Annotated in this window: 21 protein-coding genes and 2 riboswitches; of the genes, 12 read left to right on the top strand and 9 right to left on the bottom strand. The window is 41.8% G+C overall.

Going from position 1 to position 20,810, the window contains the following annotated elements; all coding sequences use genetic code 11:
• Nucleotides 1-66: 66 nt before the first annotated feature.
• Nucleotides 67-330, bottom strand: coding sequence for a hypothetical protein (locus BUB11_RS14700; RefSeq protein WP_073030516.1), 264 nt, complete (start codon nt 328-330; stop codon nt 67-69).
• Between the two features lie 279 nt (nt 331-609).
• Here BUB11_RS14700 and BUB11_RS14695 point away from each other — a divergent pair, with 279 nt between their 5' ends.
• Nucleotides 610-1,038 (top strand): universal stress protein, encoded by a 429-nt coding sequence (locus tag BUB11_RS14695; RefSeq protein ID WP_073030515.1) that lies wholly within the window; start codon nt 610-612, stop codon nt 1,036-1,038.
• Between the two features lie 197 nt (nt 1,039-1,235).
• Nucleotides 1,236-1,664 (top strand): universal stress protein, encoded by a 429-nt coding sequence (locus BUB11_RS14690; RefSeq protein ID WP_073030514.1) that lies wholly within the window; start codon nt 1,236-1,238, stop codon nt 1,662-1,664.
• A gap of 96 nt (nt 1,665-1,760) precedes the next feature.
• Here the strand turns inward: BUB11_RS14690 and BUB11_RS14685 are convergent, their stop codons facing one another.
• The 3 genes from BUB11_RS14685 to BUB11_RS14675 form a co-directional block, all read right to left on the bottom strand.
• Nucleotides 1,761-2,276: a hypothetical protein gene (locus BUB11_RS14685; RefSeq protein WP_073030513.1), complete on the bottom strand. Its 516-nt coding sequence runs from the start codon at nt 2,274-2,276 to the stop codon at nt 1,761-1,763.
• A gap of 233 nt (nt 2,277-2,509) precedes the next feature.
• Nucleotides 2,510-3,835: an MFS transporter gene (locus BUB11_RS14680; protein ID WP_073030512.1), complete on the bottom strand. Its 1,326-nt coding sequence runs from the start codon at nt 3,833-3,835 to the stop codon at nt 2,510-2,512.
• Nucleotides 3,836-4,088: 253 nt separating this feature from the next.
• A complete protein-coding gene (locus tag BUB11_RS14675; RefSeq protein WP_073030511.1) occupies nt 4,089-4,469 on the bottom strand; it encodes a RidA family protein in 381 nt (126 codons plus the stop codon).
• A gap of 411 nt (nt 4,470-4,880) precedes the next feature.
• On the opposite strand from BUB11_RS14675, the gene amrA reads away from it, so the two are divergent.
• The 6 genes from amrA to BUB11_RS14645 all read left to right on the top strand — a co-directional run bounded on the left by amrA (nt 4,881) and on the right by BUB11_RS14645 (nt 11,812).
• Nucleotides 4,881-6,146: an AmmeMemoRadiSam system protein A gene (gene amrA, locus BUB11_RS14670; RefSeq protein WP_073030510.1), complete on the top strand. Its 1,266-nt coding sequence runs from the start codon at nt 4,881-4,883 to the stop codon at nt 6,144-6,146.
• A complete protein-coding gene (gene amrS, locus BUB11_RS14665; protein ID WP_084110299.1) occupies nt 6,139-7,167 on the top strand; it encodes an AmmeMemoRadiSam system radical SAM enzyme in 1,029 nt (342 codons plus the stop codon). The genes amrA and amrS overlap by 8 nt, the downstream gene beginning before the upstream one ends.
• Nucleotides 7,168-7,283: 116 nt before the next feature.
• A complete protein-coding gene (locus tag BUB11_RS14660) occupies nt 7,284-9,041 on the top strand; it encodes a LytS/YhcK type 5TM receptor domain-containing protein (protein WP_242947555.1) in 1,758 nt (585 codons plus the stop codon).
• The gene (locus BUB11_RS14655) at nt 9,038-9,847 is read left to right on the top strand and encodes a LytR/AlgR family response regulator transcription factor (RefSeq protein ID WP_073030509.1); all 810 of its coding nucleotides are present in this window, start codon (nt 9,038-9,040) and stop codon (nt 9,845-9,847) included. The genes BUB11_RS14660 and BUB11_RS14655 overlap by 4 nt, the downstream gene beginning before the upstream one ends.
• 160 nt (nt 9,848-10,007) lie before the next feature.
• Nucleotides 10,008-11,450 (top strand): carbon starvation CstA family protein, encoded by a 1,443-nt coding sequence (locus BUB11_RS14650; protein ID WP_073030508.1) that lies wholly within the window; start codon nt 10,008-10,010, stop codon nt 11,448-11,450.
• A gap of 71 nt (nt 11,451-11,521) precedes the next feature.
• Nucleotides 11,522-11,812 carry a CC/Se motif family (seleno)protein gene (locus tag BUB11_RS14645; protein ID WP_073030507.1) on the top strand — a complete coding sequence of 97 codons (291 nt, stop codon included), beginning with the start codon at nt 11,522-11,524 and terminating at the stop codon, nt 11,810-11,812.
• Between the two features lie 327 nt (nt 11,813-12,139).
• Here BUB11_RS14645 and nhaB read toward each other — a convergent pair whose 3' ends face one another.
• Nucleotides 12,140-13,660 carry a sodium/proton antiporter NhaB gene (gene nhaB / locus BUB11_RS14640; protein ID WP_242947562.1) on the bottom strand — a complete coding sequence of 507 codons (1,521 nt, stop codon included), beginning with the start codon at nt 13,658-13,660 and terminating at the stop codon, nt 12,140-12,142.
• 315 nt (nt 13,661-13,975) lie between these two features.
• Nucleotides 13,976-14,093, bottom strand: a riboswitch (cyclic di-GMP riboswitch).
• 226 nt (nt 14,094-14,319) lie between these two features.
• Here nhaB and BUB11_RS14635 point away from each other — a divergent pair.
• Complete coding sequence (locus tag BUB11_RS14635) at nt 14,320-15,144, top strand: manganese catalase family protein (RefSeq protein WP_073030505.1); 825 nt, start codon at nt 14,320-14,322, stop codon at nt 15,142-15,144.
• A gap of 230 nt (nt 15,145-15,374) precedes the next feature.
• On the opposite strand, the gene tsaA is transcribed toward BUB11_RS14635, so the two are convergent.
• The 3 genes from tsaA to BUB11_RS14620 all read right to left on the bottom strand — a co-directional run bounded on the left by tsaA (nt 15,375) and on the right by BUB11_RS14620 (nt 17,026).
• Nucleotides 15,375-15,956: a tRNA (N6-threonylcarbamoyladenosine(37)-N6)-methyltransferase TrmO gene (tsaA, locus tag BUB11_RS14630; RefSeq protein WP_073030504.1), complete on the bottom strand. Its 582-nt coding sequence runs from the start codon at nt 15,954-15,956 to the stop codon at nt 15,375-15,377.
• A 14-nt stretch (nt 15,957-15,970) separates the two neighbouring features.
• Nucleotides 15,971-16,171, bottom strand: a complete 201-nt coding sequence (locus BUB11_RS14625) for a CooT family nickel-binding protein (RefSeq protein ID WP_073030503.1) — start codon at nt 16,169-16,171, stop codon at nt 15,971-15,973.
• A gap of 387 nt (nt 16,172-16,558) precedes the next feature.
• The gene (locus BUB11_RS14620) at nt 16,559-17,026 is read right to left on the bottom strand and encodes a Fur family transcriptional regulator (protein WP_143187623.1); all 468 of its coding nucleotides are present in this window, start codon (nt 17,024-17,026) and stop codon (nt 16,559-16,561) included.
• Nucleotides 17,027-17,261: 235 nt separating this feature from the next.
• Between BUB11_RS14620 and BUB11_RS14615 the strand changes: the two genes are divergently transcribed.
• Genes BUB11_RS14615 through BUB11_RS14605 form a run of 3 tightly spaced genes read left to right on the top strand, consistent with a single transcriptional unit; the run spans nt 17,262 to nt 19,850 of the window.
• Nucleotides 17,262-18,188 carry a metal ABC transporter substrate-binding protein gene (locus tag BUB11_RS14615; protein ID WP_073030501.1) on the top strand — a complete coding sequence of 309 codons (927 nt, stop codon included), beginning with the start codon at nt 17,262-17,264 and terminating at the stop codon, nt 18,186-18,188.
• Nucleotides 18,185-19,003 (top strand): metal ABC transporter ATP-binding protein, encoded by an 819-nt coding sequence (locus BUB11_RS14610; RefSeq protein WP_073030500.1) that lies wholly within the window; start codon nt 18,185-18,187, stop codon nt 19,001-19,003. The genes BUB11_RS14615 and BUB11_RS14610 overlap by 4 nt, the downstream gene beginning before the upstream one ends.
• Nucleotides 18,987-19,850 carry a metal ABC transporter permease gene (locus tag BUB11_RS14605; RefSeq protein WP_073030499.1) on the top strand — a complete coding sequence of 288 codons (864 nt, stop codon included), beginning with the start codon at nt 18,987-18,989 and terminating at the stop codon, nt 19,848-19,850. The genes BUB11_RS14610 and BUB11_RS14605 overlap by 17 nt, the downstream gene beginning before the upstream one ends.
• A gap of 190 nt (nt 19,851-20,040) precedes the next feature.
• Here BUB11_RS14605 and BUB11_RS14600 read toward each other — a convergent pair whose 3' ends face one another.
• Nucleotides 20,041-20,349, bottom strand: a complete 309-nt coding sequence (locus BUB11_RS14600; RefSeq protein WP_073030498.1) for a ferritin family protein — start codon at nt 20,347-20,349, stop codon at nt 20,041-20,043.
• 267 nt (nt 20,350-20,616) lie between these two features.
• Nucleotides 20,617-20,801: riboswitch (cobalamin riboswitch) on the top strand.
• Nucleotides 20,802-20,810: the final 9 nt, after the last annotated feature.

Below are 20,810 nucleotides of genomic sequence, written 5' to 3'. Positions count from 1 at the left end.
TGGGTGAAGTAAGGAATACCCCCTTACAAGAAGTGGGAGTCTCAAAATGATAAAATAGGTAGGTAACTAAGCTTTGTATAAAAACCATTTACAAGTACTTAGCTCATATTTGAGTTCGTAGAGTTTTAATAGCCCATTCAGTTCACTTTGGCAACGAAAAATAATCATGCGATTACCGGCAAGTTTCTTTTCGGAGCGGGTTAAGATTCGGTCTACCTTAACAACTGCGTTGGAGGCATCAGCGGAAGTCATTTTATATCGAATAGGATTAGGGGTTCCTTCTAGTGTAAACCATGCAATCATTTCGATTGGCTGCATTAAAATCTTCATATATATCACCTAGCCTACATTTAAAGAATGTACTATTAGCTGTCATAACTTTACTTTAACAGAACAAATGTTCTATGTAAAGAGTGTATATGTTTCCGGCGTAAATTATTCCTCAAAATATTTTTTTTGAACCAAAAACTAGCGAGACCTTTCTATCTTTCTGATAATTTTTAATCAAAACTTTAAAATGTTTATTAAATTAAGAAGGATTCAAATAATAAGTGTAGAATAGAGTGTATAAGCATAGCAAAATAATCTAAATAGTTAGGAGCTGAGTTTATGTTTAAAAAGATTTTGGTAGCTACAGATGCCTCGGAGTATTCGCAACGAGCGCTAAAGACTGCTTTAGAAATTGCACAGAAATATGGCGCTGAGGTTGAACTTCTCTTCGTTACGTACATTAGGGAAGCGTATTGGGGCTATAATGTGACTTATGGCGTTTTGGTTCCTCAGGAACAAATTGACGAATCAGGAGAGCGCGCCTTAGACGCTACACTTGAGGGAATTGATGTAGGAGATGTCGTTTTAAAACGGAAAAAGGTACAAGGATATCCAGCGACTATGATCTTAGAAGAAGTTGAGAAAGAGGGATTTGATTTAGTGGTCATGGGGAGCCATGGCTATGGACCGATTACGGGTTCTTTGTTAGGAAGTGTGAGTCAGCATGTCCTCCACCGTGCAGAATGCCCTGTTCTTATTGTTAAGTAAATGGGGTTTGAAATAGTTAAAAGCTATAGAGACAATATGAGTATGCTATTGACTACTAATATATATAATGATAATCTTCAGATGTAGTCATTATATTCTGTTTTTGCTGTAATTTAGTTTACCAAGTCCGCAGATCCCCGTAGTTAGGCAGATCATCAGAAAACAGTTAAAGATCTGAATTAGGAGGAGGGTGAAGCATGTTTAAAAAGATATTGGTAGCCACGGATGCTTCGGAGTATTCACGTCGAGCGTTACAAAATGCTTTGGATCTTGCCCGAAAGTTCCAGTCTGAAATCGTGCTTTTGTTTGTCACGTATAATCCGGAAGCCTATTGGGGTTATAATTCAGCTTATACCATAGAAATTACACGAGAAGAGATTGAAGAAAGAGGGCGGCTGACGTTAGAAGAATCCATTAAAGGAATCGATATTAGCGGCGTCCCCTTTAAGAAAAAAATGATACAAGGACACCCATCGACCGTAATTTTAGAAGAAGTTATCAATGAGAATATCGACTTGGTAGTAATGGGAAGTCATGGCTACGGGCCAATAACCGGAGCGGTATTAGGCAGTGTGAGTCAGCGCGTCCTGAGAAAAGCAACCTGTCCTGTTCTTATCGTGAAATAAAGCAATGCACTGAACATTGAAAAGGCTGTTGACATCAAATTTTGTCGACAGCCTTCTTAAATTAGAAATTGTATAAGTTAAGTTTCCAGTAAGGGGCTAAAACGGAAGGCCTATACGTCGAATGAGGGCAAATCCTGCTCGCTTGGCGAGAGGGAAGAATACTTTGCGTACAAGAGGTAGGCCGACACGCCGGATGAGAGGAATTCCTACTTTACGTGCTAAAGGAGGGCCGACGTGTTGTGCGATGGGAAGTCCTACTTTGCGTGCCAAGGGAGGTCCGAATTGCTTCATGAGGGAAGGCCCGTATTTTTTTAGAAGAATTCCAGCCTGTTGTTGCCAGAGGTCAGGAGATTCTGCTGTTGTGGAGGAGGATTGAAGTTGCGGTAAGGTTGTTTGCTTTTGAATAGGAGACGCCGGTTGAGTTACTGGTTGAGTTATAGGTTGACCTACCGGCTTATTCATTGATTCGGAAGCCGGTCTGGAATTCTGCAGTTGGTCAATTGATGGCCCGGGCCCCTGCTGCTGAGCAGGTTTAGTTTCCTGCCGTTGCATGGGGGAGAACCTGTTGAATTGAGTTGGAGAGTAACCCCGTTGCCCCATCAACGATTTCATGGGCAAGCCCCCTTATATAAATGTGTGAATCCTTGAGTTCATAATACACGGTATGCATTTTTAAGAATAATGTTCCATATAAGTTAATCGTTGGATTAAATGTGTAGGGGGACAGCTCTTTTAACACAATTAATAGGTTAAAAGACCGTCCCCCTTGTTGTGAAATTAAATAATGTTAAGAAGCAGTTGCCCTATTACTTCATCTGCGTTATTAATGAAAATATGATTTTAACCTAAGAGTCTTCATCCATGGGTCTGCCTTTTGTTTCTTCGCCAAGGATGATTACATTGAGGGTAGTCAGAATTAGTACTGTCGAAAACATAAGGAAAACAGATTGTGAGGATAACCGGTAAGATCCTATCATTAACCCGACTACTATAGGGGCCAGAATTCCTCCGATTCTTCCGAATCCGGCAGCCCACCCAGACCCAGTGGCCCGAGCATGGGTCGGATAAAGTTCAGGTGTATAGGTATAGACAATTCCCCATGCCCCAAGATTAAAGAAGGACATTAGAGATCCCATCAAAAGGATGGTTTGGACATCCGTGCTTAGTCCAAAGAAATAGGCGGAAATTGCTGTACCGATGAGATAGATAGTCAGCGTTGGCTTTCGACCAATCTTGTCCACCAAATACGCCGCACTGAAATACCCGGGGATTTGTGCTAATGTCATCGTCATAACATATTGGAAGCTCTTGGTTAAAGTGAATCCCTTGAGGGCTAATAGGGAAGGAAGCCAAGTGAAGATTCCATAATAGGCGAAGACTATACCAAACCAGAGAAGCCAAAGAAAGACTGTTCTCTTGATGAATCTTCTAGAAAAGAGTTCTTTTACTGCCATTTTAGGCGCAGTTTTTGAAGTCTGTTGCGGGACCTGTTTCGTTGCGGGGCGTTGGATACCTGATTGGATTTCGATATTCTTAACAATTGATTCCGCTTGATCTAATTTACCCTTTGAGGCTAAATAGCGTGGTGATTCCGGAATAGACTTCCATAGATAGAATACATAGAGGGCAGGGAGGGCACCAATGTAAAATGCAGATTGCCACCCTAACCAAGGAATGATGACATATGAGACTAGAGCAGCTAAGAGCCACCCAATAGCCCAAAAGCTTTCCAAGAGGACAAGAAATTTTCCACGGTGTTTGGCTGGAGAAAATTCGCTCACCAACGTTACTGCGACAGGTAGTTGACCACCTAAACCAAAGCCCACCAAAAAACGAAAAAACAAGAGGGATTCATAATTCCAAGACAGTCCGCATAATCCCGTGGCAATACTATAAATAATCAGGGTCGAGGCAAAAACCTTCTTGCGGCCAATAAGGTCCGCAATAGTTCCGGAAAGAATAGCCCCAATTGCCATACCCACAAGTCCAATGCTTCCAATTGTACCAACTTGCTCTGGGCTGAGGTTCCAAGCCTTCATTAATACGGGGAGGACAAAGGAAATAATACCGGTGTCCATAGAGTCAAACATCCAACCTAAGCCGGCCGAGATCAATAGGAGATAATGAAATCTAGAGACTGGTAATGTTTCTAGGCGTTCTGTTAAGGTCATTTCATTCGTCCTTTCAAATATGTAAGTAAATTATGTAACTTGTGCTTTTATGACGTCCTCAGTAGTATAGTACATATTCTCTGTGCTATTATGCAAATACCTCCAAAAATTATATTATTAGTATAATAAATTTGGTTTTTATCCTAGGAGTTATTTTGATGCATTGATTTCAAAGTTAAATTCAATTTTTGGGGATAAAAAAGGTTCCTAAAATTCGTAATCGAAATTTTAGGAACCCTTTTTGTTAAAAGTATTATTCAGCGAGAGCAATCGCTTCAATTTCAACAATAGCATCCTTAGGCAAACGTGCAACTTGCACAGCCGAACGGGCAGGTGGATTAGTGGGGAAATAGGTGGCATATACGGTATTCATAGCAGCAAAGTCATTCATGTCTCTTAGAAAAACTACAGTCTTAACGATTTTGTCCATAGAAGAACCTGAAGACTCTAGAATGGCTTTGACATTATCTAAAGATTGTTTAGTTGCTCCTTCAATATCAGCGACCAATTCTCCACTTTGGGTGTTGATAGGGAGCTGTCCGGATGTGAAAATCAAGTTTCCTACTTTAACCCCTTGAGAATAGGGTCCGATAGCCGCAGGTGCATTTTGAGTATTGAGAGTTTGTTTATTCATGGTGATCTACCTCCTTGAAGTTGTTATGTATTAGCGTAAAGCTCTTTTGAATGACACAACTAAACTTAAGTATACCTGATTTTATAAGAATAAATCAAGCAAGATATTGGGATTTTAGGTAGCAGAGGAATACTTTAGGTTAGTTTTGCCCGGTCAGTCGGATTTTATCAACGTCATCAAGAAGACCAGGAGTTTAAAAACTCAAGGTTGTAAATTAAGGAGGAATTTGAGTTAGTATTTTAGGGTTGTAAAAGGAGAACCCTAGTATTGAATATGAGGCTTTGTAAGCGTATAGCGTAAATAACAAATGAATATAAGCAGGATATTTGTGAACTAGGCAAGAACACAAAGTGAAAAAGCGGTATTTGGGATATTAAGATATAAAAGATATTTCAAAAGGAAGTGTTTATCATGAGTTTAATTTATACAATATTTGTTCCACACCCGCCCCTCCTAATTCCAGAGGTGGGTCGGGGAGAGGAACGTAAATGTCAAGCAAGCTTAGACGCCTATCAGGAAGTTGCACGGCGCATAGCTCAAGCGGAGGTTGAGACGGTAATCCTGGTTTCACCCCATGCCCCTCTTATCAAGGATGGAATGACTCTCGCAGTGGATAATATTATTCAAGGAAGTTTTGCTCAGTTTGGGGCAGCTCAGGTCAGTCTGTCTTTTGAGAGTGATCAAGTGGTAATGGCACGATTTCAAAATCTCTCGGGAGTTGTTCCGATACAGGGTTCTATCGATCATGGCGCATTTGTACCCCTTTATTTTTTACAAAAAGCAGGGTGGAAAGGAAAGGTTGTTCTCTTAGGAATGCCTTTGGAACGACCGGAAGAGTATGGTGAGCGTATAGGACAAATCCTCGAGGATTTACCCGGACGCTATGCTATTGTGGCTAGTGGGGATCTCTCCCATCGCTTGAAAGAGGACGGACCCTATGGCTTTGATTCAGCAGGACCTGAATTTGACCAATTCGTGGTAAATACTCTTCAGAGGGATTCTAAGAAAATAGATAATTTGTCGGATTCCCTCATCGACAAAGCTGGGGAATGTGGGTATCGGAGTCTCCGCTTGGCGCTGGCTGCTAAAGAGGGAGCACCTGAAGTGCTTTCTTATGAAGGGCCGTTTGGTGTAGGGTATCTGGTGGCAGATTTATATCATTCTTCACCTTTGCCACGGTGGGCGCGACGTTGCCTAACCACCTATTTAAAGAAGGGGGACTCTGGGCTATCGGACTTAAGCTACATGTCCACACCCGAGTTGACTGGACGGAGGGGATGTTTTGTCACGCTAAAACAAGGCGGAAATTTACGGGGATGTATTGGAACCACTGAACCCTGGCAGGAAAATCTAGCGTTAGAAATTCAACATAATGCGATTGCTGCCGGAACCCAAGATCCACGTTTTCGTCCAGTTCGAAGCGAGGAATTGGATACCATAAGTTTCACGGTAGATGTTCTGGGGGAACTTGAGAAAATATCAGGACCTGAAGGGTTGGATCCTTGGAAGTATGGTGTTGTTGTTCGCCAAGGTGGCAGAAGCGGACTTTTACTCCCCCATTTAGAAGGGGTCGATAGGGTTTCAGATCAAATTAATATTGCTAAACAAAAGGCGGGGATTCCAGCAGGAGACCCGGTGGAGCTTTGGCGCTTTGAGGTTAAGAGGCATTATGAATAATGAAACTAATATAAAGGATCAAAACAAGGTAAGTAACACAGAAAAGCAACATGAGACGATTAAGGAGCATAGGGAATCCTATAATGCGAGTTGTCTGCTGTGTCCCCAACGTTGTCAATTGCGACATGGTCAGTCAGGGCGGTGTCATGTCAGGGAAAATCGAGAAGGAGAGGTTGTATCTAAAACATATGGTGAAGTGGCGGCCTGGAATATGGATCCGATTGAGAAAAAACCCCTTTATCATTTTTATCCCGGTTCTTGGATTTTCTCCGTTGGGGGTTTTGGCTGCAACCTAAGCTGTTCCTTTTGTCAAAATCACGAGATCTCCCAACAACATAAAGTTGGAAGAAAGGTTACTCCTCCAGAGCTGGCAGAGCTTTCTTTGCAGGAAAAGGAATCCTTGGGGCTGTGTTTTACGTATTCAGAGCCGAGCGTGTGGTTTGAGATGATCCGAGATACCGCCCCCCTCGTACGAGCACAAGGAGGGCAGGTAGTTTTAGTGAGTAACGGAACTATTTCACCACGCTTTCTCGAGGAGCTGATTCCATGGTTGGATGCAGTGAATATTGATATAAAAGCATTCTCAGAGGATTTTTATCACCACTATTGTGGAAGCAAACTGGCTTGGGTATTAGATAATGTTGAGCGTTTGGCTGGCAGGGTTCATCTGGAAATTACAACACTTGTTATTCAAGGGGCAAATGACAGTCCTCAAGAGCTGACCGAATTGGCGCGTTGGCTGCGCCGGCTTAATGTTCCGCTGGCCTGGCATTTGAGTGCCTACCATCCGGCTTATCGACTGGCGGTTCCGCCTACAGAGCGAAAGACCTTGGAGAGAGCATGGGATATTGCCAAAGAACATCTTCCTTATGTATATTTAGGAAATATTAGAGGCGGCAGTACCACGTTTTGTCCCCAGTGCGGTGAGGCTGTGATTCAGCGCGAACCTGTCTTGCTTAATCGTTTGAATCAAGGGTGTTGCCCAAAATGTGGAGAGGGCATTTTCGGGGTTGGCCTGTAAAACTAGAAGAATAGGGAACACCCACAATAAGTGGGAGTCTCGGAATTGATCAATTGAAATCACAATTCAGAAGTGATAGTTTAAAGGTGGATAAAATGTAAAGGAGCCTCCTAACTGTGCAACTCTTATTCCTAATGATTGAACATATCGGGCTGATCGTGGCCATCGCCTTTATTCTAACCCGGCTAACGACGTTTCGTAACCTCATCGATCATAAGCTCGATCGTTGGACGATCATTCAACTTTCGCTAGTATTTGGGTTATTCGGAATCGTCGGCACGTATACAGGGATTTCGATTCGGCCCAGTACAGACTCTCTTCTTTGGATTCCCCGCGTAGAAGCAATCGGCTTTGAAGAGGCTCTCGCGAACTCGCGGGTCGTTGGGGTCGTAATCGGCGGACTTTTAGGGGGGCCTTGGGTTGGTCTTGGAGCAGGGCTGATCGCTGGTATTCACAGAACCCTCCTCGGTGGCTTTACTGGGTTAGCTTGTGGGATTTCCACAGTGACGGAAGGCTTAATTGCCGGCCTCGTTTATCTTAAGATCGGGAATCGCAGAATCCTCCCTACCTCAAAAGCATTTATGACAGGGGTTGTTGCGGAGACGTCTCAAATGCTGATCATCCTTCTCGTTGCTAAACCCTGGGAAAGCGCGGTTACTTTGGTTCAAGTCATTGCCCTGCCGATGATCCTGGCCAATAGCTTTGGAATAGCACTTTTTGTCGTGATCATACGATCTGTTATTCACGAAGAGGACCGTATCGAAGCCAATCAAGCTCAAAAAGTTCTCCATATTGCAGATCAAATGCTGGTCAATCTCAGCAGAGGACTTACTGAAGAATCTGCACCCCAAATTTCTAAGCTTCTTTTAAAAACAACGGGCGTTTCCGCCGTCTCAATTACAGATCATGAAAAGATCCTCTCCCATGTCGGTTTAGGGGATGACCATCATTTACCGGGACATAGGGTTTTGACTGATGCGACGAAGCAAGTACTCAGAACCGGAAAACTGTACATACCCAAATCCTTAGCTGAAATTCACTGTACTCAAAAAGGATGTCCGCTTGCGGTAGCAATTATTGTCCCCTTAAAGAAGTCAGATCAAGTGATTGGGGTTTTAAAATTCTATTTTTCAAACGCTAAACAGATTAAACCGGTAGATGAAGAAGTAGCCCAAGGCCTAGGTAAACTTCTCTCCCATCAGCTTGAAGTGGTCGACGCCCAGAACCATGCTCAACTTATCCGAGAGGCTGAAATCAAAGCACTCCAAGCTCAGATTAACCCACACTTTCTGTTTAATTCCTTAAATACTATTGTTGCTCTCGTCCGCACCCAACCCGATATGGCACGTAAAATTCTCATTCAACTTGGAAACTTTTTCAGACAGAACTTAAACGCCTCTCTTCACGAATTCATTACCTTAAGGCAGGAACTGGACCATACTTCTGCTTATCTGGATATCGAACAAGCTCGTTTCACAGAACGTTTAAGTGTTAAACTTGAGATCAATCCTTTGCTGGGAAATGTTCTTCTACCGCCACTTACCCTTCAACCTCTCGTCGAAAATGGAATACGTCATGGATTAAAAGGGCTTGAAAAAAACGGCGAAATTATCATTCATGTAACAGAAGTTGAAGGGTGTGCCCTGGTTTCTGTGAAGGACAACGGAATTGGAATTTCCCCGGAACGAATTTCAAAATTACTCCACACTCAAATCGAATCTCAAGAAGGAACAGGCCTGGCCCTATATAATGTGAACCAGCGTCTGTTGTACCATTTTGGCGAGGAAGCCCAACTTCATATTGACAGTAAACTGGAGCAGGGAACGTGCGTCTGGTTTAAAATTCCACTGCAGCAGGGAGGGGGAATAGCTTGATTTCAGTAGTTGTCGCTGATGATGAACCACTTGCTCGGGATGAATTGATTTATCTCTTAAAACAATGCGAAGATATCAAGATTGTGGGAGAGGCGACCCAAGGCGCTGAAGCTTTAGAAAAAATCTTGACTCTTAAGCCTGATGTAGCCTTCTTAGATATCCAGATGCCCAATCTTGATGGCTTAACCGTGGCGAGGAAATTGCTTGAAGAAGATCCGGCTTTAATGATTGTATTTGCAACAGCTTATGATAAACATGCCATTCAAGCCTTTGAAGTCAATGCTATTGATTATCTGCTGAAGCCTTTTGATGAGGAACGCGTCTTAAAAACAGTTGAACGAATTCGACAAAGAGTCGGTGACTCTAAACTCGATTCGCAGAATGAAACACTCAATAATTCGCTGGTGGAACTTCTCAAAAAAATCGCCAAAGATAGTGTGTCCACGGTGGCTGGTCAATTTCAGGCTCCAAAAATTTCAAAACTTGCAGTTCAAGGGGAAGAAAGCGTCGTTTTAATTGATCCTAAAGATATTCTCTATGTCTACCGTGAAACTAGGGATGTCTTTATCAAAACCTCTAGTAAAGTGTATTCAACTAAGTACACTCTACAAACACTCGAAGAAAAATTAGCAAGTTATCCTTTTTTCCGACCTCACCGAAGCTACTTAGTAAATTTAAACTTTGTACAGGAACTAGTCCCTTGGTTTAATGGAGCGTACACTCTAATATTAAATGACGAAAAACGTTCTGAAGTACCAGTGAGCCGAGCCTATGTCAAAGCATTAAAAGATCTTCTGGAGATTTAATTAATGGTATTTTTACAAAACGCACTTTGAAAACTCACTCTCAGACATCATATTCGACATTGTAGACTGTAATTTAACATCTTCCTCCTTGCATGATTTAAACTAAGGTCAGTCAGTTGACAGCAATTATTCTAGTTTTAAATCTGAGAGGAGGATTCTTGTGATTACTTTTTTACTTTCATTTGTAGCACTTATCATTGGTTACATGGTCTATGGTAAGTTTGTAGAAAAGGTTTTTGGAATCAATGAAAACCTTGAAACTCCTGCCTATACCAAAACGGATGGAGTCGACTATGTTCCTATGGACTCAAACAGAGGAAGCCTGGTTCAACTCTTAAACATCGCTGGGCTGGGACCAATCTTTGGACCGATCGCGGGTGCTTTATGGGGTCCGGTCGCTTTTCTGTGGATCGTTCTCGGAGGAATTTTTGCGGGTGCAGTCCACGACTATTTTAGTGGTATGCTTTCCGTGAGAAACGGCGGAGCACAGCTCCCGGATATTGTAGGTAAGTATCTCGGTCAAGGGATGCGCCACTTTGTTAATGTCTTTTCTGTCGTACTCTTAATTCTAGTAGGTACGGTTTTTGTTGCCGGTCCGGCCAATTTGATTGTCACTCTTACTCCTTCTTGGATTAGTTTAGGAGTCGTGACTACTGGGATTTTCATCTACTATATCTTAGCAACTCTTTTACCAATCGATAAGATTATTGGCAAGATTTACCCAGTCTTTGGTCTCCTGCTTATTATCATGGCTGTCGGCGTTGGTGTCGGATTGGTTGTCAAGGGATATCCTATTCCTGAACTGACCTTGAGTAATCTCCATCCTAAGAATTTACCCATGTGGCCCTTACTCTTTATTACCATCGCCTGTGGCGCAGTCAGCGGTTTTCATGCGACCCAATCTCCGCTTATCGCTCGTACGGTCCAAAATGAAAAATACGGGCGTAAAGTATTCTATGGCATGATGATCGCAGAATCTGCTATCGCCCTCATTTGGGCTGCAGCAGGAATGGCAGTCTTTGGTGGAACGGGCGGATTGCAAGAAGCTTTAGCAGTCGGTGGTCCCGCTGGAGTCGTCCGCACAGTATCGATTACCATGCTGGGGGCTATCGGAGGAACCCTGGCCATTATTGGGGTTATTATTCTGCCGATTACTTCCGGAGATACCGCATTTCGAGGTGCACGAATGGTCATCGCTGATTTCTTTAAAATGGACCAAAAGCCTATGTCAAAACGTCTGGCAATTTCTATTCCCCTTTTTGCGGTCGCTTTTGGCTTAAGCCTGATTGACTTTAACTTCCTCTGGAGATACTTCTCCTGGGCAAATCAGACTACAGCTATGATCCTTCTATGGGCAGCAGCTATGTATCTTGTCAAGGAAAATCGCTTGCATTGGATTGCCACAATTCCTGCTATATTCATGACGGCCGTTTCCTTTACCTATCTTTTACAAGCTCCTGAAGGCTTCGGTCTACCCACTAGCATTTCCTACCCAGCAGGACTCTTAATTACCGTCGGAATCACGGTACTGTTTGCAAGTAAAGTGCGTAAAGGACGCAAATTGGAGACAGAAAAAATTGTTCCTGCTTCTTCTGCGAAGTAAATTTAAGCTTAATGTGGGATTTATGAGTGCAGTTGCTAAAAGTTTTTAGGTGAAAGGGGTGAGATATAAGAATGGTCATACCCCAAGTAGACCTTCAGGTTGATTTATCTGAACAGGCCATTGTATATATCAAAGAACATGGTGGAATCCTCACCATCGATGAAGCTCCTCAAACTGGATGTTGCACAAACATCGTCTTTGTCGGAGCACATTCGGGAAAGCCCCAAGAAGAAGGGTATTTCGGAGTGAAGGAACAAGACGGGATCAAAATCTTCTATGACCCGTTTATTATCAAGAAAGACAAACGCTATGAAGTAGTTTTAGAAGGTTTATTTAAGTGGAAGACTCTTAGCGTATATTAATGTCAAAAAAGGAGGCTCAATCATATTTGATTGAGCCTCCTTTTTTGATTTTTAGACTTTTGACGTTTGGGTATAGGAGTTTCAGTCACTAGCCATGACTTGAAAATAACGGATTAAGAGGTAAACGGCTGAAATCGTATTGGAGAGAAGCATAATAAGAAAGTCTACTTTCAGAAATTGCAGATAAGTTATGATCCCGCAGACGGATTTCAATGGCAATAAAACAAACTAGGGGTATCGCAAACTACTTTTTATAGTAGTTTTGCGACACCCCCTTATGCTTAATAAGTGATGTAACATTTTATGATTCGTTAGATGCTTTTAGGATTACAACAGGTACATTGTTGCCAGTACACCTGTAAGAGACATAACGATGGTGTATGGCAGAGCCAGTTTCACCATTTCCATGTAAGACAGGCGAATCAGCGGCGCAAGTGCAGAGGTCAACAGGAACAGGAACGCCGCCTGACCGTTTGGTGTAGCAACGGAAGGGATGTTTGTACCCATGTTGATTGCAACTGCCATCTTGTTGTAATGCTCCAGCGCAATGCCCCCAGCTTCAAACGCTTTCTGTGCTTCGGTCATATATACGGTAGCAACAAATACGTTGTCACTGATTGCAGAAAGGATACCGTTTGCCGCAAAGAAAGCGACAAGCTGATTCTGTCCTTCTTGGCGCAGTACCCACTGAATGATTGGCGTAAACAGATGCTGGTCATGAATAACCGCCACGATGGAGAAAAATACGATCAGCAGCGCAGTAAATGGCATTGCTTCTTCAAAGGCATGACCGATGCGCCCTTCTTCAATAACCCCATTGAATGCGGTAAGCAGGATGATAATCATCAGACCAATAATACCGACTTCTGCCAGGTGCAAGGCCAGGGAGAAGATCAGCAGAACGCCGCATACAGCCATAATAATCAGGCGTATACGTCCGCGAGTATCCATGGCAGCATCTTTGGCTTTTGCGTCATCTTCCATAACCTTTCGAACAGACTCGGGAAGCTGATAGCCGTACCCCCAAAACTTGGTGGCTTCAAGGGTGATGGCGGTCAGAAGACCGGCGATCAGTACGGGGATAGACACAGGTGCGCTGTTTAAAAAGAAATCGACGAAGTCCCATTTCATAATGGAGCCGATCAGTAGGTTCTGCGGTTCACCAACCAGTGTTGTTGCTCCGCCCAGGGCAGTACCTACAGCACCATGCATCATGAGATTGCGCAGAAAACCACGGAACTGGTCCAGGTCCTCCTGATATTTGTTATCAATAATATGGTCGTGATTGATGTCATACGTGTCGAATACTTTTTCGCTGGAAGCAAACTTGTGGAAGATGTTGTAGAACCCATATGCCACGGCAATAATCACCGCCGTTACGGTTAGCGCATCCAGAAAAGCGGAAAGAACTGCACCCAATATAGAGAATAGGAAGGCAAGCGCGACTTTAGAGCGTACCTTGGTAAGGATCTTAGTAAACAGGTACACGAGACCTTCTTTCATAAAATAGATCCCGGCAACCATAAACATTAGGAGCAGAATAACCGGCAGGTTCAATTCAACTTCGTGATAGATCGAATGGGGGTGAGTAAGCCCGATTACAACGGCTTCGATCGCAAGAAGTCCACCTGCAGGGAGCGGATAACATTTTAGCGCCATTGCAAGGGTAAAGATAAATTCGATAATCAACATCCAACCGGTAACGTACTTACCGACGGTAAACATCAAAATAGGGTTCAACACCAGAAAAGCAAGAATTGTTGTTTTGTACCAGTTCGGAGCGTGACCCAGAAAATTTGCTCTGAATGCCTGCCCGATACCCATCTGTTTCACCTGTCCGTTATCCATCTGTTTCAATATGACTCTCCTCCAAAATGAGAAATTCTATATTTGCCTAACAACATTGTAAATATTCGCATCTCAGTCACTTACTGTAGTATTCTGTCGCATTACCATTTTTGTATTCAAATATCGCTAATAAACCTGCGTAGCGCTCCCAACGAGTGTAGCCGTAAAAAACTTATTTGGATTAATATTAAAAGAACACCAAAGACAATCAACAGTGTGGCACCATTAATGCACCTCCAAAATTTAGTTTTGTTTTAACATCCCCAAAAAAGAGAGAGCAGTCTTAAGTGACTACTCTCCCCTGAGAAGTTCAAAGCTTGTAGCCTGGCGATCTTAGCCTGTAATTCAAAAGCGCTTTTAAAACTTCCGAATTTATGCCTTAGACCCATGACTTTAGCGTCCTTCGCTTTCGCGAAGTTTACCCCAACCGAACAACGATTATTAAGTTGTTTGGAATTATCATGACATAATCATTAATAATGATATCAATTAAATAAAAAGTTGTCAAGTATGAATAAGGTGTCTCTATGTTGTTATGTGTCCATTATTAACAAACAAATATCGGTACACCTCTGTATAAAAATCTAAGCCGAAACAGATACTATATATTGAAATGCGTGTGTATCACTCATTTATAAATTTGAGGGAGGTTTTATAGAATGTTTAAACATGTTAAAGATATGGAATATACCGTACATGTCGATCAGCCAGATCCCCGATTTGCAGTTCTATTACTTGAACAATTTGGCGGTGGCAACGGTGAACTTAAAGCAGCCATGCAATATTTTTCTCAGAGTTTAGGATGCAATGATCCAAAGATTCGGGATTTATTGCAAGACATAGCAGCTGAAGAATTAAGCCACTTAGAAATGGTGGGTGAGTGTCTTGGCATGCTGATTGGTCCAGTCGATAGCATTCCTAAAGATTTCGCGGCTAATCATATGGCCCTGCTTGGAGGTGGCCCACTTCTGATTAACTCAGGTGGTGAACCTTGGACGGCTAACTACATTAACTCAACTGGTGATCTATACACTGATCTTACGTCAAACGCCGGAGCTGAACTTCGTGCGAAACTGATTTATGAGCGCCTTCTCCAACAAACAGACGACGCAGGGGTTAAAGACATGATCCGATTCCTGTTAAGTCGTGAGGAATCACATAACTTCTCCTTCATGCAAGCGATCAATACTCTGCAAGGCAGCGGAGTGAATAAAGACTTCCGTGATTCTGATTTCTCTAAGAAGTACATGAATATGTCCACAGGTATGGGAGATAGCAGAGGCCCTTGGAACCAAGGCAACGAGATTTCATATGAAGAGAACCCTAATGAAAAGTATGGCGGTCCTGCACAGTATGGTAAAGATCCTCAACCAGCGGGAGCCAAGGAAGTTCAGCCAGGGTATAATGACCATACGCGAAATAACCCGCAGTATGCTCAACCACAACCTACTCCAAATCCTACTCCTACTCCTAACCAACATTAAAACCCTCTTGGGTCTTAGATCCCAGAGGGTACTCGTTCAGCCAAAGCTGAACAACGAGACTTCGGTGGGGCTCTAACTCCACCGAAGCAGAATAAGGAACACCCACTTATAGGAAGTGGGTGTCTTTTTGAATTGATAAAAAATATAGAGACTGATGTTAACATCAGTCTCTATATTTTTATTGGGGTTAGACCTGACTTATTTATAAAATGGAGGAAAGCTAATTTGTTTTAGTCATTATGATTGTGCAGATGCTTAGTTTGTCTATGTAAGAGATCGTGATGATGATCATGAGTGTGCTGATTGTCATCTTGTACTGTTTGGTGGTTATGAGAAAGCCCAAGAGCATGAGCCATTGCATGTTTTCTTTCAGGAAGAGCGTCTAACCAGCCATTATTTGCGTCCTCTTTGCTGTCGAGGAAATGAATATACGGCTTAATATCAATTAAGGGAGTTCCATTATAGGCATCAATTCCAGAAATAATTAATTCATTATTGCGTATTTCTTTTATTTGAACAACACTCAGGCCCAAGGGGTTGGGCCTATTAGCAGAACGGCTGGCAAAGAGTCCGATTTCAATTTCAGGAGCCCAAGGGGATCTGGTAAGGAGTTCTATCGGTGAGGTCGCCTCATTTAGGTGATATATAACATATATATAGTTGAAAGTTCGCAAACCTTCAAAGGCAGAGGCGTAGTCCGGATGTAATGTAATCCAGAAATCACCGGGTGCATTAGGGATTGATTGATGAGGGGCATTTAAGGCAAAATAAGGTGTATGGATTGTACCGATCGATTGAAATGTAATGGACATATGAAGCCCCTTTCTTACAGTTGCTTATCGACTCTTTCCAATACAATTCGGTGGTTAAGAAGGGTCATATCTTTGATCTTGGCTTGTATAAACTTCTGCATTCCAAAAATGTCGATAAGCTTTAGGCCATTTTCGTAGGGCTCAATAACATCGACTGATTCCATGAACATAACTTCGTTTTCGCCATCTTTAAGATAGGCATTGGCTTCACACATATAGATTACTCCTTCTTTCTTTCTTAGACAGAAGTATGACTTATCGTTACATACTTTCTGAAGGTCCCTTCTCGCCATCACGAGACCTTGCCATCATGGCAGTGTTACTAACTTCTAATATCGTTGTTCGAGTCTTGGCTGCAGGGGCACGCGGCCATCCCATGGCAAGGGTATAATTTCAACTAATGCCATGCCAGCGCCTTGTCTCAAGCCCAGTTCCAAAAGAGTAAAAAAGACTATTAAGCTATCTTGGCAGACTTCTAGGACCTTCTGTATATAATTATTTTGTGAATAATCACTTACTTCGGTTTATAATTTATTCGCCAGCTAAAAAATATTTCCTGCAAATCTAAACAAAAGTAAAAACTTCTTTTGAAATAGAAAGATTTACAAGTTGTCATGATCTGCAGGAGGCAGTTTGTATTTTTTACAATCATGACAATAGCCATAGATTTCTAGTTTATGTCCTGTAATGTCAAAATCTATTCTACTCTTTAAAGTTTGCTTTAAGTCACCAATAGGACAGTCTTCAATCGAAATTAACTTGTGGCATCCCACGCATAAAAGATGGTGTTTATGCTCATTGTGGTTAAGTTCATATAAAGCTTTACCATCATCTACTCTATTGGATTTAATGACTAAGTTTTTCGAGGCAAAGGTATCAAGCGTTCTATATACAGTTGATAAATCAATTGAGGCAGTTTTTTCTCGTAAGGTTATAAATAGTTGTTCTGCAGTTTGTGGAAATTCAGATTCTTCGAGGAGTTCAAGGATAGCATTTCTGTGGCGAGTGCTTTTAATACCTTCACGATTCAGCAATTCTTTATACTTTGAGTTTTCGTCCAACAAGATCATTCCTATTCTTCAATTGCTTTCTATGTCCATTTTAATCCTTTTTTATATTTTAGCAATATTTTTACTCGGTTAATTACTTTTTCAGGAATTTAATGCAGTACCAGGCACTACTTTGATAAATTTATAAATGATTAAGAAGTAAAATAATGGTTTACAATTATTAAAAGTAGAGTATAATCAATTTAGAAGATGCAAATGCAAGGCAGTTGCATTTGGCGAAGGAGGTAAATGTATTTTGAAGAAGTCAAAACTTGTCTGGGTGGTATTATTTAGTGTTCTGGTATTGGTATTAAGTGGGTGTGGGGCTAACAACGAGGCTGCTAAGCCTACTGTCAGTCAGAACACTGATACTAAGACCGAAAGCTCCTTAACTATAGCAGCTTCATTCTACCCTATGTATATCTTTACCTTAAATATTACTAAGGACATCCCTAATGTGAATGTTGTAAGTTTGACTAAGCCTACGACCGGATGCCTGCATGACTATGCGGTTACCCCTGACGATATGAAGAATTTAGAGGGTGCCCAAATCCTTGTCATTAATGGGGCAGGAATGGAATCCTTTATGGATAAAGTTATAAGTCAAATTCCAGATCTGAAAGTCATTGAATCAAGTCAAGGTATTCCATTAATCCAAGGAGATGGAGATGAAGGAGATAATCCCCATGTTTGGTTGAGTGTTACCGATGCCATTGCCCAAGTTAAAACCATCGGAGCTCAACTTGCTTCCTTGGATCCCACTCATGCCTCCGAATACCAGGAAAATACCCAAGCCTATATCTTGAAGCTTGAAGCGCTAAGAACTAAAATGCATCAAACTTTAGATGGAGTGCAACAACGTAATATCGTCACATTCCATGAGGCCTTTCCTTATTTTGCAAAGGAATTTAACTTGAATACAGTAGGGGTTATTGAACGTGAACCGGGTTCAGCACCTAGTGCCAAAGAATTGAGCGAAACCATAGAACAGGTTAAAAGCCTTGAGATAAAGGCTCTATTTGCTGAACCCCAATATCCTGTTAAAGCAGCGGATACCATTGCCAAAGAGACGGGGGCTAAGGTTTATACCCTTGATCCAATTGTAACGGGGCCAATGGAGGCAGATGCTTATATTAATCTTATGGAGAGTAATTTAATAACTTTACAAGAGGCGCTGAAATGAATCATTCTAAATGTGTCAATTCCGAATGCAAAACTTGTGAATGTAATTTATGTTGTACCAAAATTAATAACTTTGGGGTTAAACGCGGCGGTGTAGAAATATTAAAGGATGTCAATCTTCACATTCATTGTGGAGATTTGACAGCTATTATTGGTCCCAATGGTGCCGGCAAAAGCACGCTTTTGAAGGCTATTCTAGGGGATATTTCTCATACTGGCGAACTCCAATTTCTTGATGCGAAAAATAATGGAACAACAAGACCATCTATGGGTTATGTTCCGCAAAAACTCGAGTTAGATTCTACTTCCCCAACCAGTGTCCTTGATTTATTTGCTGCAGCACATACGAATCTTCCTATTTGGTTCAGCTATCCTAAAAGCATACGCGAACGTGTTAGAGAAAGCCTAGCCCGAACTCATGGGGAACACTTAATTAATAAACGCTTAGGGGAGTTATCGGGCGGTGAGTTACAAAGAGTCTTATTAGCACTTGCCCTTGATCCAATTCCTCATCTCCTACTATTGGATGAACCCGTATCAGGGATTGATCAGAAAGGATTGGAACTATTCTATCAAACAGTTTCAACCCTGCGTAAAAACTATGATTTATCCATTATTTTAGTTTCCCATGATCTTAATTTGGTAGCGGAGTATGCTGACCGGGTGGCCTTCGTTAATAATAAGACGATTGAATGCTGCGGGACTCCACAAGAAGTCTTTACCAATGACAAAGTAATTCAGACCTTTGGGTTAGATTGGTCTAATCGTTTCCAAAAGGATGAGAAGGATAGGGTGGCCAATGCACTTATGGTATAGCTTAGTAGATTTATTACTTCCTTTCGAATGGATGCAGTATGGGTTTATGAAGAATGCTCTTTTGGGCGTTTTATTGGTGACCCCAATCTTCGGATTGCTGGGTACTATGATTGTTAATAATAAAATGGCCTTCTTTTCAGATTCGTTAGGGCATTCTGCCCTAACAGGAATTGCAATCGGAGTTATAGTGGGGAACATCTTCCCTTTCGTGGAGATTAAGCCTATTTATTCAATGTTGGTTTTTTCAGTGCTGATTACTATAGCCATTCTTGTGGTTAAAGAAGCAAATACAGCTTCCACCGATACCATAATTGGAGTATTTTCTTCCACTGCGGTGGCACTGGGATTAGTCATACTTACACGCAATGGAGGGTTCAACAAATATTCAGGGTATCTGATTGGGGATTTTTTAAATATTAGCCCCTCGGATTTATTGACACTTGGAATTGTTTTCGTACTAGTTATCTCATTATGGGTCGTAATCTTCAATAAGCTTCTGCTGGCGAGTATGAACCCATCTTTGGCACGCAGCAGAGGAATAAAGGTTAAACGTTATGAATACTTGTTTGCCATAATTATGGCGGTTATCGTAACAATCTCTATCCAATGGGTAGGGATCCTGATTATTAGTTCTCTCTTGATCATACCGGCAGCTTCATCCCGAAATATCGCTAGAAATATGAGACAATATCATATCTACTCAGTTCTGATTGCACTTATTTCAGGACTGTCAGGGTTAATCTTATCCTACTTTTGGGGAACAGCTACCGGGGCTACGATTGTGCTGATTACATCAGGATTTTTTGCCCTTACCTTTGTCATGAAATTAAGACTTGGGCCAGGCTAAAGACCTTGGCGCTTATCGTTAAAAGGCTTTAAAAGGGGAGACTTTTGCTGCTATAACAATAAAATAAAAGCGTTCTCACTCCACTTTGACAGTGAAATGAGAACGCTTTTTGATTGCAGTATCTACTTCGGTTTTTGGGGACTGAGTTTTCACACTGCCCCTTACATCCACCTTACATTCAGAAATAGACTTATTTTTTCTTCATGGCCTCAATTTCTTCTTCGACTTCCTGAGCACCTTCCTTGTAGAATTCCTCTTCGTCAGGAGCTAACTCTTTCAATAGTCTTAGAAACTCTCCTGCGTGGACTTTTTCTTCGTCAGCAATATCCTTCAAAACTTCAATGGCTAATTCGTTGTCTGTTGATTCAGCTAGTTGCATATACAATTGAATAGCTTCATATTCTGCGGAAATCATGAATCTAATGGCTCTAATTAATTCCTGGTCAGTTAATTTACGGTCTTTTGCAAGTCCGGAAAAAGGATTGCCGAAATCTGGCATAATGATTACCTCCTGTTATGGATTATGATCATGAAATCAAGATAATTATAGTATGTATTCTATTTCTATAGGAACAACTTGTCAATATGAATACCATATTTTAGGTATAAACTGTCGGCATATCCTGAAATTTTGCTAAACAAGCATTGTTCGGCTTACCGACTGCGGAGGATAGTTAGCACATGGCATAGGATGCCGATAAGCACTATGATAAGATAAACTTAATGGTTGACACATTAGGCTAATGTACGATAACATTATATTAATTAAATAATGGAAAATAAAGGTGCTAAGTACTGCGAGTACAGCTTAAAAGGGAAGCAGGTAAAAGTCCTGCACGGTCCCGCCACTGTAATGGGGAGATGTTTCATATAGGCCACTGGTACATACCGGGAAGGCGTGAAGCATTAATGAACCAGAGTCAGAAGACCTGCCTTTGTTTAATGAACCAATAACTCTAC

Source organism: Desulfosporosinus lacus DSM 15449 (genome assembly GCF_900129935.1).
GTDB classification, from domain to species: Bacteria; Bacillota; Desulfitobacteriia; order Desulfitobacteriales; family Desulfitobacteriaceae; genus Desulfosporosinus; species Desulfosporosinus lacus.
Note: the sequence above shows the minus strand (reverse complement) of the source record. Positions and strands in the feature narration are given on the sequence as shown.